We start from the raw sequence: 11,213 nt of genomic DNA on the forward strand, positions 1-11,213 counted from the left end.
AATCAGGCCCCTAGGATATACGCACTGAAAAAAAGCCTGCTGGAGAAGTCCCCAGCAGGCCGATGGGCGCTTAGAGCGCTTTTTCTAACTCAGGCACAGCTTCAAACAGATCCGCGACCAAACCGTAGTCGGCCACGCCAAAAATAGGCGCTTCGGGATCTTTGTTGATCGCCACGATAACCTTGGAGTCTTTCATGCCAGCCAAGTGCTGGATGGCACCGGAAATACCCACGGCCACGTATAGCTGAGGAGCCACGATCTTGCCTGTCTGACCCACCTGCCAGTCGTTCGGAGCATAGCCGGCGTCCACTGCAGCGCGCGAAGCACCCAGTGCCGCGCCCAGCTTGTCAGCCAGACCGTCCAGCAATTTGAAGTTTTCGGCGCTGCCCATACCGCGACCACCGGACACGACCACACCGGCACCCGCCAGCTCAGGACGGTCGCTCTTGGCCACTTCACGGCTGACGAACGTAGAACGGCCCGAATCAGCCACGGCGCTCAGCTCTTCAACAGCGGCACTACCACCTTCAGCGGCCACAGCGTCAAAGGCGGTGGTACGCACGGTGATCACTTTAACGGCATCGCTGGACTGAACGGTCGCCACAGCATTACCGGCATAAATAGGACGGGTGAAGGTATCCGCCGACTCCACGGACAAAATGTCCGACACTTGGGCAACATCCAGCTTGGCCGCAACGCGAGGGGCAATGTTCTTGCCCGAAGCGGTTGCCGGGAACAGGATGTGGCTGTAATTGGAGGCGATGGCCAGCACTTGGGCAGCCACGTTCTCGGCCAGGCCTTCAGCCAATGCAGGGCCATCGGCCAACAGGACCTTGCTGACACCCTGAGCCTTGGCAGCAGCCTGGGCCACGCCAGCAGCCTGGTTGCCTGCGACCAGAACATGCACATCACCGCCGATCTTCTGAGCGGCAGCCAGGGCGTTGAGCGTTGCAGCCTTCAGCTGCTGATTGTCGTGCTCGGCAATAACAAGGATAGCCATTTAAATCACCTTCGCTTCGTTCTTCAGTTTCTCGACCAGTGTGGCAACATCGGGCACCATAATGCCGGCAGCACGAGCTGGAGGCTCAGTCACTTTCAGAGTTTTGATACGAGGAGCCACATCAATGCCCAGCTCTTCGGGAGTCAGGGTTTCCAAAGGCTTTTTCTTGGCCTTCATGATGTTGGGCAGTGTCACGTAACGAGGCTCGTTCAGGCGCAGGTCGGTGGTGATCACAGCGGGCAGGCTCAGTTTCAGTGTTTCCAGACCTCCGTCCACTTCACGAGTGACCGACACGCTGTCGCCCGAAACTTCAACTTTGCTGGCAAAAGTGGCTTGTGGCCAGTCCAGCAAGGCAGCCAGCATCTGGCCGGTTTGGTTGGCGTCATCGTCGATCGCCTGTTTGCCCAGAATCACGAGCTGAGGCTGTTCTTTGTCCACCACGGCCTTGATCAGCTTGGCCACGGCCAAAGGCTGCAACTCAGCATCGGTTTGCACCAGGGTGGCCCGATCCGCACCAATGGCCAAAGCCGTGCGCAGCGTTTCCTGGCTTTGTGCAACGCCGCAAGAAAGAGCGATCACTTCAGTGGCTGCACCGCTTTCTTTGAGGCGAGTGGCCTCTTCGACAGCGATTTCGTCAAAGGGGTTCATGGACATTTTCACATTGGCAATGTCCACCCCGGTTTGGTCAGATTTCACGCGCACCTTGACGTTATAGTCAACTACGCGTTTCACGGGTACTAACACCTTCATGTAATGTTCTCCAGTGCAGTCTTAAATAAAAATTATTCTGTTGAAATAAGGCTTTAGAAGAATTCCAAAGCCCGAAGCCACTCGCCTAAAGCCCGGCGAAGGCCTTGATGTGAGCCACCACGCTGCGCCCCAGGGACGAGGGATCGTACCCCCCTTCCAGCATACTGACCAGACGTTGTCCGGCACTAGGCGCACTGGCCTGGACCACCATAGCGGTCAATTCCGCATAATCGGCCTCAACCAAGCTGAGCTGTCCCATTTCATCTTCACGGTGGGCATCAAAGCCAGCCGAGAAAAAGACAATTTCAGGGGCAAACGCCTCTATGCGGGGCAAACAAACCTGTTTGAACAGATCGATAATCTGAGCAGACTTGGTGTAGGCCTCAACCGGTATATTTACCATGTTTTGCGCCGCCGGGTCCTGAAAGGAATCAGGAAAAAACGGGGACTGAAAGAAACTGCACATCAGAACCCGCTCGTCGCCGGCAAAAATCTGCTCGGTTCCATTGCCGTGGTGCACATCAAAATCCACGATCAGCACACGCTTGAGGCCATATTTTTCCATCGCATAGGCCACGGCCACAGCGATATTGTTAAAAAAACAAAACCCCATCGCCCGCGCCCGCTCGGCATGATGACCGGGAGGTCGTACCGCACAAAATGCGCCCGTCGCCCCTTCGTTCATGACGCCATCGACTGCATCCAGGCCCGCTCCGGCAGCGGCATAGGCAGCTTCCAGAGTGTGCGGATTCATCAAGGTGTCCGGATCGATATTGAAATACCCCTGCTGCGGCAATTGCTCTTTGAGCTTTTGCACATAAGCGGCATCGTGTACCCGCAAGATATCCTCATCCGTCGCCAGCCTTGCCTGTCGCTGAACCAGATAGGATGCCAGACCGCTTGATAGCAGTTGATCGTTTATGGCATCCAGTCGCTGCGGACTTTCCGGATGCCATCGGCCCATCTCATGCAAATGGCATGATGGATGGATAAAATATAGTGTCTCCATGAGGATGGATTATGTTCAGACCCACTCGAATTTTGCAAGCAGTACTGATCGCGCTGAGCACTGCCGGCTGCGCCACAACCACTTCCCAAGCTCCGTCCACGGGCACCAAACCCAGCAGCGGCGCGGCCCTCCAGACCTCGGTAAAAAAAACCGGCACCGTCGCAATCAAGGCTTTGGCCGAACCCGAGTCCATTCAGGCCGGTGAATCTCGCTCTGGTCGGACACAATTTTTTAAATTAAACGGTGAATTAAACGATGACATTGCGAGCTACGCCCAGGAAGTGGCGACAGTACGCAAGATCCCGCTGGATGTCGTCACCGACATGTTGCAGCAAGCTCAATATAACGAGACCGCCGCTAAATTAATGCGCCCCACCAAAGGGCGCATCAAGCGCAGTTGGGTAACGTATAAAAAACGCAATGTAGACCCGGCCCGCATTCAAGGTGGCGTCCAGTTCTGGCAAAAACATCGCCTGGCCTTGGACCAGATTTCCAAAGACTATGGTGTACCGCCCTCTATTATTGTGGCCATCCTGGGCGTGGAAACCGTCTACGGCAAAATCATGGGCGACTTCAAGGTGCTGGATGCCTTGTTTACGCTGGGCTTTGCCTATCCGGATGACAGCCGTCCCGAGCGTGGTCAGTTGTTCCGTGATCAATTAGCTGACCTGATCGAATTGCATTATCAAGGCGAGCTGGACGCACGTATTGTTCAAGGCTCGTTCGCAGGCGCTATGGGTATGTCCCAGTTCATGCCCGGCAGCTTGATACGCTATGCCGTCGACGGCGATGGAGATGGCCGTATTGATCTGCGCAATAACCCAGCCGATGCCATGGCGTCGATTGCCAACTTCTTGCGTGCACACGGCTGGGAACCCGGCCTGCCGGTTTTCGCTCCGGTCGAATTGAGCAACGCAAGTAAAGCGATGGTGGACGGCGGCATTTATCCCAAACTTAATTGGGCACAATTGAATAATGCCGGTGCGACGGTGAAAGGTCAGAGCCAGAACGCAGGCCCCTGGCAGCAGGCTCAATTAGGTGTAGTGAACCTGGTGGACGAGCCACGCAATACTACCGAGTATCGCCTGGGCACGCCCAACTTCTTTGCCATTACCCATTACAACCGCAGTTACTTTTATGCCAGCTCGGTCGCCGATCTGGCTTCCGAACTGGCCAAACAAATGGGCTACGGCAACCCTAATTAATTAAAGATGCCGGTAGACAGGTAACGGTCGCCACGGTCGCACACAATGAACACGATCGTGGCGTTTTCTACGCGCTGAGCAACGCGCATGGCAGCCACCAGAGCACCGCCGGATGAAATACCGGCACAGATCCCCTCTTCAGCGGCCATACGGCGCGTCATGATCTCGGCCTCTTGCTGGCCAATTTCCTCGAACATATCCACTTTGGAGGGATCGTAAATTTTGGGCAGATACTCTTCTGGCCATTTACGAATGCCGGCAATTTGCGCCCCTGGTGCAGGCTGAGCCCCCACCACCACTATGCCGCTATTCTGGCTACGCAAGTAATTACCCACCCCCATGATGGTGCCGGTCGTGCCCATGGCGCTGACAAAGTGAGTAACCTGACCATCGGTTTGCTGCCAGATTTCCGGGCCGGTGCTATGCACGTGCGCCGCTGGATTATCCTTGTTGGCAAACTGATCCAGCACCTTGCCCTGCCCTTCGGCCTGCATCTTCAGCGCCAAATCACGGGCGTATTCCATACCGCCTTGATCCGCAGGCGTCAGAATCAACTTCGCTCCGTAAGCCGTCATGGAAGCACGACGTTCCAGCGACAGGTTATCGGGCATGATCAAAATCATTTTGTAGCCACGCACGGCCGCAATCATGGCCAGTGCAATACCAGTATTGCCACTGGTGGCCTCGATCAAGGTGTCTCCCGGCTTGATATCACCGCGGCGCTCGGCCTCCTGAATCATGGAACTGGCAGCACGGTCTTTCACCGAACCGGCAGGGTTATTGCCTTCCAGCTTGGCCAACAAGACATTACCGCGTGCCTGCCCAAACTCGCCTGGAATACGCTGCAAGCGAACCAAGGGGGTTTGGCCAACGGTATCTTCAATGGTGGGATAGTTTTTCATCGATCAATCTCTTACCTTGAGCAAGAAGGCAGCCAGCTCGCACTGACTGCCCATGCAGACTAAACAAACTACTAGCTTAAAGCGAGTCTACGCCCAGGGCTACGGCTTTCTTCTTATATCCGCATCGGCCGTATTGGAAACCGCCTTGCTGGCGGCTTTGGCAGGTTCCACTTTCAGGCCCGACTGCTCCATCGTAATAATCTTTTTCGCGCCTATCCCTTTGACCCGGTCCGCCAAATCCTGCAAAGAGTCGAAAGGGCCACCCCGCTGGCGCTCCTCCAGAATCAACTCGGCCGTGCGGGGGCCTATACCTTTAATTTGCTGCAATTGTTGAGCATCAGCCGTATTCAAGTCGACCGCAGCGACCAAGCTCCAGGGCCCCAATAAGCATAGGGCAAGCAGAAAGCGAAGAACGGACGCACGCCAACCTTGCATTGAGTGCAGCCAGCGATGGGAAACGGGGGACAAGATCAGGGAGGTAGACATGATAAAGGCTCCTTGGAAAGAAGCCTTTATGGTGCTGCCTGGGTGAATGCAAAAGCGGGCCGGAGACCGCGTTTAGCCATGCGTGGCAGCCCGCATGGACTTTAAAGCCCTGTTGCTTAGCGCAGAGCCCCCGACTGCAGCAGACGGCGTACGTACTCGGCGACACCCGTCTGTACATCGTGGAAAGGCTTGTCGTAACCAGCCGCACGCAACTGTGTCAGGTCTGCCTGGGTGTGGCTTTGATAACGGCCTTTCAGATCATCGGGAAACGGGATGTATTGCAGAAACTGCTGCGTCACCAACTCTTCCAATGTCAGGGCAGGCAAGCCATCATGCTCACGCAAGGTGTTGACGACGGTCTGGGCCACATCATTGAACGGCTGGGCACGCCCCGAACCGCAGTTGAACACGCCCGACTGCTTGTCCTGACCCAGGAAATGCAGATTCACCGACACGACATCATCAATAAAGACGAAGTCACGTTGCTGACCGCCATCCACATAGCCATCCCAGCCACCAAACAAGAGTACATGACCGTCGCGACGGTATTGCAGCATATTGTGATAAGCCACCGAAGCCATACGACCTTTGTGCTGCTCTTGTGGACCATAGACATTGAAGTAACGCAGGCCGACCACTGGCGCACGCAGACTATCCAGATGACGACGCAGCACTTGGTCGAACAGAAACTTGGAATAGCCGTAGACGTTCAACGGCGCTTCGTTGCTGAGGTCCTCGGCATACAAGGGACCCGCACCGTAAACAGCGGCGGACGAAGCATACAAGAGAGGAATACGCTTGGCCTGGCAGTACTCGAAGATTTCCAGCGTCACGCGGTAGTTGTTGTCCATCATGAACTGACCATTGCGCTCGGTCGTATCCGAACATGCGCCCTGGTGCAACACAGCTTCAATATTGGAGAACTCGTCGCGCGCCAACCGGGCACGGAAATCGTCCTTGTCCATATAGTCGGCAATTTGGCCATGCACCAGATTGACGAACTTGTCGCCATCGCTCAGGTCGTCCACCACCAGAATGTCGGTCACACCCTGCTGGTTCAGGCCTTTCACCAAATTGCTGCCAATAAAGCCAGCGCCACCGGTCACTACGATCATGCCAATTCCTTTGCCGTCACAATGGACGTACCCAATTTTCCGACCACGATACCACCCGCGCGGTTCGCCCAGCGCATGGCCTGCAACCAGTCCAGACCCGCCGCTCGCATCACCGCCAGCGTTGCCAATACCGTGTCCCCGGCACCCGAGACATCGAACACCTCTTGTGCCTGCGCATCCACATGCTCACGCCCCTGCTCGGTGAACAAGGTCATCCCTTGTTCGGAACGGGTAATCAGCAAGCATTCCAAATTCAGCTTGCGACGCAAATCTTGAGCGCGTCGCATCAAATCATCTTCATCTTTCCAAGCGCCCACGGCTTCCTGCATTTCCGAACGATTCGGCGTCAGGATAGTAGCCCCTTGATAGCGCTCGTAGGTTTTGCCTTTGGGATCGACCAGAACAGGAATGTTCTTCGATCGTGCCAACGCAATCAAACTTTCTACTTGGGCCAAAGCGCCTTTCGCATAGTCCGACAAGACCAGCACTTGATGCTGATCCAGCAAGTCGCTCATGCTTTGCTGCAACTGATCCAAAGCACTGCTGGCCGGGCTTTCTTCAAAATCCACGCGCAACAATTGTTGCTGGCGACCCAGCACGCGCAGCTTCAGCGATGTGGGCATGACCGGATCTTGCACCCAATGCGCCTGAACATGGTCCGCTTCAGCCAGTTCACGCACAGTCTTGCCCGCTTCGTCCTGCCCGATCACGCCCAGCAGGCTGGCCTGGGCACCCAAAGCGGCAATATTGCGTGCCACGTTGGCGGCACCACCCAGACGGTCCTCTACCCGCCCCATCTTGACCACAGGAACGGGTGCTTCGGGGGAGATACGATCCACATCGCCAAACCAGTAACGGTCCAGCATGACGTCACCCACGACCAGCACACGGCTGGCAGCAACAGCTTCACCAGGGAAGGTCATCATTTCAGCTCCTCAAGGCGGCGAGGTGCATAGGTTTCCCAAGAATTGCAGCCGGGACATTGCCAATAGAAATGGCGAGCTTCAAAGCCGCAAGAACTGCAGGAATAACGATCCAGACGCTGGGTGTGGCGATGAATCAAGGAACGCAGCAGGCTTAAATCCGCACCTGCAATAATCTGATCGACACCGACAGCCTCCGCGCCGTCGGTACTTTCCTTGCCCTGCCCTTGATCCTGGAGTTCAACTTCCAGCATCTTGTCCAGACCCAATAGAGAAGGATGGGCACGCAAGGCATCACGCGCAAACGCCCAGGCCTGCAAATGGCCTTCCTGTTCGCGCAGAACACGGAACAGCACATTGAAAATATCCAGGCTGGGATGCTGCTGATAATGACTGCGCAACATGGCAACGCCCTCTTCGCCCCGCCCCAGCTTGCGGTAACTGTCCAGCAGCTCGGTCGCGTACAGGCCCACATATTCAGGCGCACTGCTCAAAATGGAAACAAGATAAGCCCGCTCCTGCTCGCTCTGGCCTTGCATACGCGCCACACGAGCACGCAAACCGGCAACCCGCGCCTGAGAAGCATACATGCCTTGGCCCGTGCCCAGCTTGCGAATGGCATTATCCGCCTCGTCCAAGGCTTTGGCGGCACGTTCAAAATCAGGCTGCTTGCCTTGCAAGGCCCCTTCAGCCTGCTCACACTGGTAATGCACCAGTTGCGGCACGGGTTCATCGACCAGGGCACGCAAACGGCGCACCGCTTCAATGGCACGCGGCCAATCGTGCTCGGACTCATAAATACGGATCAAGGCGCGCATGGCCGGAATAGCAAAGCGCGTTTCACGCACCGCTTCAAAAGCGGCCTCGGCTCGGTCCAGCATGCCAGCTTTCAGGAAATCCTGGGCAATCTGAAACTGGGCATTTTCACGATCTGCAACTGGCAAATCAGCGCGCGACAGCAGACTTTGATGCACTCGGATAGCGCGCTCCATTTCACCACGACGGCGAAACAGGCTACCCAGTGCAAAGTGCAGCTCGGTGGTTTCGGGGTCCAGCTTGGCCACTTCCACAAAGGCGTCAATGGCGCGATCCGGCTCTTCATTGAGCAGGAAGTTCAAACCCTTGAAATAGGAATCCGGCAAGGTGCGAGTTTCGGACATCATCTGCCGAAAATCCACCCGCGCGGCGACCCAGCCCAAGGCAAATAGAATTGGTACAAAAACCAACCACCAGGTTTCAAAATCCACTGTTTACTCCAAGGACTTACAAAGGCGCCAGCGGGGCGACGGTCTCGGGCGCCACAGCAGCCGTATTCACGGGCGATTGCTGCGCTTGCTCCAGTCTGTCTTGCAGACGGTCCATTTCGCGGCGCAAGCGGTTGACCTCGCGACGGCGACGCATCAACGCGCCCACCATCAAAAGCAGCCCCAACACCAAACCTAAAATAAACGCGGCCAGCATTACGACGATCAGCGGAACGTCTTGAATAATATGCTCGGCGAAAAAGCTGACTTGCACCGGTTCCGTGTTTTTCAGTGCGAACAGCAGCACGATCACAAAAACGAGCAGACGCAGTACCCAGACTAGATAGCGCATTTTTAGGGCTCCAACAGTGTTTTTATAATGTCTGATTGTACGTGCAAGCGGAATTTAGCGCACACGCAAAACAGGCCCTGAAAAGGGCCTGTGTAATCAGTATGCAAGTAGGTCTTAACCGTGACGGACTCTCGCATTGAGCTGCTCGAAGGCAGACGACTGGTCGTCTGCTTCGATTTGCTCTTGCTCGAGAAAGACAGAATCGACTCGCTCGCGCAATTCCTTGCCGGCCTTGAAGTGCGGCACCTGTTTACCAGGCACCATCACTTTTTCACCCGATTTGGGATTGCGCCCTACCCGCGGCGAGCGGGTAGAGAGCGAAAAGCTGCCAAACCCTCGGATTTCGATCCGTTGACCGCTGGCCAAGGCCTGGGTCATAGAATCCAAAACCGTTTTCACGGCGAAATCCATATCGCGCAGAGCCAGCTGCGGATAGCGGCTGGCCAACAACGCGATCAGCTCAGACTTTGTCACGCTGATTAACCGTCGTCACGTTGCTGCTGGTCCAGCTTGGCACGCAGCAGAGCACCCAGATTGGTCGTACCGGACGAAGCACTGGCTTCGGTCAGGCGGGCCATGGATTGAGCGGTTTCGGCGGTATCACGAGCCTTGATGGACAACTGAATCGAACGGGTCTTGCGATCCACGCTCAAGATCATGGTTTCGATTTCCTGACCTTCTTTCAGAGCCGTCGTGGCATCTTCAACACGGCCCGAGGAAATCTCGGAGGCGCGCAGGTAGCCTTCAACGTCCAGCGACAGAGTTACAACAGCACCCTTGGCTTCCACGGACTTGACGACGCCGCTAACCACGGCACCCTTGTCGTAGGTTGCTACGAAGTTGTTGAACGGATCGCCTTCCAGCTGTTTGATACCCAGGGAAATGCGCTCTTTGTCGGTGTCGATGCCCAGAACCACGGCGTCAACTTCGTCGCCCTTCTTGAAGTTGCGAACGGCTTCTTCGCCAGTCTCGGACCAGGACAGGTCGGACAGGTGAACCAGACCGTCGATGCCGCCAGGCAGACCAACAAACACGCCAAAGTCGGTGATGGACTTGATGCCACCGCGAACCTTGTCGCCGCGCTTGAAGTTGATGGCGAAATCTTCCCATGGGTTGGCACGGCACTGCTTCATGCCCAGGGAGATACGACGACGATCTTCGTCGATTTCCAGAACCATGACTTCGACTTCTTCACCCAAGGTCACAACCTTGCGTGGGTCAACGTTCTTGTTGGTCCAATCCATTTCGGATACGTGAACCAGACCTTCGATACCGTCTTCCACTTCAACAAATGCACCGTAGTCGGTCAGGTTGGTAACCTTGCCGAACAGACGGGTGTTTTGTGGGTAGCGACGTGCCAGACCGATCCATGGATCTTCGCCCAGCTGCTTGACGCCCAGGGAGACGCGGCTCTTTTCCTGATCGAACTTGAGGACCTTGGCTTCGATTTCCTGACCCACCTGCAGAACTTCGGATGGGTGACGAACACGGCGCCATGCCATATCGGTGATGTGCAGCAGACCGTCGATGCCGCCCAGATCCACGAACGCACCGTAATCGGTGATGTTCTTGACGATACCTTTGACGATAGCGCCTTCGGACAGGGTTTCCAGCAGTTTCTGACGCTCTTCGCCCATGGAGGCTTCCAGCACAGCGCGACGCGACAACACGACGTTGTTACGCTTGCGATCGAGCTTGATGACCTTGAATTCCAGGGTCTTGCCTTCGTATGGCGTGGTGTCCTTAACAGGACGCAGATCAACCAGCGAACCGGGCAAGAAGGCGCGGATGCCGTTGGTCATGACGGTCAGACCGCCCTTGACCTTACCAGTGATGGTACCGTTGACCAGTTCGCCGGACTCAAGCGCTTGCTCGAGGGACAACCAGGCCGACAGACGCTTGGCGCGGTCGCGGGACAGAATGGTGTCACCGTAGCCGTTTTCGAAGGCGTCGATTGCCACGGAAACAAAGTCACCAGCTTGAACTTCCAGTTCGCCCTGATCGTTCAGGAACTCTTCCAGAGGGATCAGTGCTTCGGACTTCAGGCCAGCATTGACCAGAACGTAGTTGTGGTCAATACGCAGAACCTCGGCGGAGATAACTTCGCCGCTTTTCAGGTCTTGGTTTTTAATGCTTTCTGCAAACAAATCGGCAAAGCTTTCGCCGCCCGTTGCGTCTGTGTGAAGGTTAGTGGACATTAAATCAATCCGTTAGCCAAAATGGCCAT

At 55.8% G+C, this 11,213-nt stretch carries 12 protein-coding genes; 1 reads left to right on the top strand and 11 read right to left on the bottom strand.

The window, feature by feature from the left end; all coding sequences use genetic code 11:
* Positions 1-70 precede the first annotated feature (70 nt).
* From NBV64_RS12100 to NBV64_RS12110, 3 genes are all read right to left on the bottom strand, one after another.
* On the bottom strand, positions 71-1,000 hold the full coding sequence (locus NBV64_RS12100) for an electron transfer flavoprotein subunit alpha/FixB family protein (RefSeq protein WP_026482963.1): 930 nt from the start codon (positions 998-1,000) through the stop codon (positions 71-73).
* Positions 1,001-1,750 carry an electron transfer flavoprotein subunit beta/FixA family protein gene (locus tag NBV64_RS12105; RefSeq protein WP_009456000.1) on the bottom strand — a complete coding sequence of 250 codons (750 nt, stop codon included), beginning with the start codon at positions 1,748-1,750 and terminating at the stop codon, positions 1,001-1,003.
* Positions 1,751-1,835: 85 nt separating this feature from the next.
* Positions 1,836-2,759: a histone deacetylase family protein gene (locus NBV64_RS12110; RefSeq protein WP_250755865.1), complete on the bottom strand. Its 924-nt coding sequence runs from the start codon at positions 2,757-2,759 to the stop codon at positions 1,836-1,838.
* 11 nt (positions 2,760-2,770) lie between these two features.
* On the opposite strand from NBV64_RS12110, the gene mltB reads away from it, so the two are divergent.
* Positions 2,771-3,964, top strand: a complete 1,194-nt coding sequence (gene mltB, locus NBV64_RS12115) for a lytic murein transglycosylase B (protein ID WP_250755866.1) — start codon at positions 2,771-2,773, stop codon at positions 3,962-3,964.
* Here the strand turns inward: mltB and cysM are convergent.
* The 8 genes from cysM to rpsA all read right to left on the bottom strand — a co-directional run bounded on the left by cysM (position 3,961) and on the right by rpsA (position 11,184).
* Positions 3,961-4,866, bottom strand: coding sequence for a cysteine synthase CysM (gene cysM / locus NBV64_RS12120; RefSeq protein WP_042481700.1), 906 nt, complete (start codon positions 4,864-4,866; stop codon positions 3,961-3,963). The two genes, mltB and cysM, sit on opposite strands and share 4 nt — an antisense overlap.
* A gap of 99 nt (positions 4,867-4,965) precedes the next feature.
* A complete protein-coding gene (locus tag NBV64_RS12125; RefSeq protein ID WP_250755867.1) occupies positions 4,966-5,352 on the bottom strand; it encodes a ComEA family DNA-binding protein in 387 nt (128 codons plus the stop codon).
* Positions 5,353-5,468: 116 nt separating this feature from the next.
* Complete coding sequence (gene rfaD / locus NBV64_RS12130; protein WP_088450358.1) at positions 5,469-6,467, bottom strand: ADP-glyceromanno-heptose 6-epimerase; 999 nt, start codon at positions 6,465-6,467, stop codon at positions 5,469-5,471.
* Positions 6,464-7,393: a D-glycero-beta-D-manno-heptose-7-phosphate kinase gene (rfaE1, locus tag NBV64_RS12135; RefSeq protein WP_250755868.1), complete on the bottom strand. Its 930-nt coding sequence runs from the start codon at positions 7,391-7,393 to the stop codon at positions 6,464-6,466. Before rfaE1 ends, rfaD begins: the two co-directional genes overlap by 4 nt.
* A complete protein-coding gene (lapB, locus tag NBV64_RS12140; protein ID WP_250755869.1) occupies positions 7,390-8,637 on the bottom strand; it encodes a lipopolysaccharide assembly protein LapB in 1,248 nt (415 codons plus the stop codon). Before lapB ends, rfaE1 begins: the two co-directional genes overlap by 4 nt.
* Positions 8,638-8,653: 16 nt before the next feature.
* Positions 8,654-8,986 (bottom strand): lipopolysaccharide assembly protein LapA domain-containing protein, encoded by a 333-nt coding sequence (locus tag NBV64_RS12145; RefSeq protein ID WP_250755870.1) that lies wholly within the window; start codon positions 8,984-8,986, stop codon positions 8,654-8,656.
* Positions 8,987-9,100: 114 nt separating this feature from the next.
* Positions 9,101-9,460, bottom strand: a complete 360-nt coding sequence (locus tag NBV64_RS12150) for an integration host factor subunit beta (protein WP_026482971.1) — start codon at positions 9,458-9,460, stop codon at positions 9,101-9,103.
* A 5-nt stretch (positions 9,461-9,465) separates the two neighbouring features.
* Entirely contained in the window at positions 9,466-11,184 is a 1,719-nt protein-coding gene (gene rpsA, locus NBV64_RS12155) for a 30S ribosomal protein S1 (protein WP_022983279.1), read from the bottom strand.
* Positions 11,185-11,213: the final 29 nt, after the last annotated feature.

Origin of the sequence: Alcaligenes sp. DN25, from assembly GCF_023674485.1 — a bacterium.
Lineage (GTDB): Bacteria > Pseudomonadota > Gammaproteobacteria > Burkholderiales > Burkholderiaceae_B > Alcaligenes > Alcaligenes phenolicus.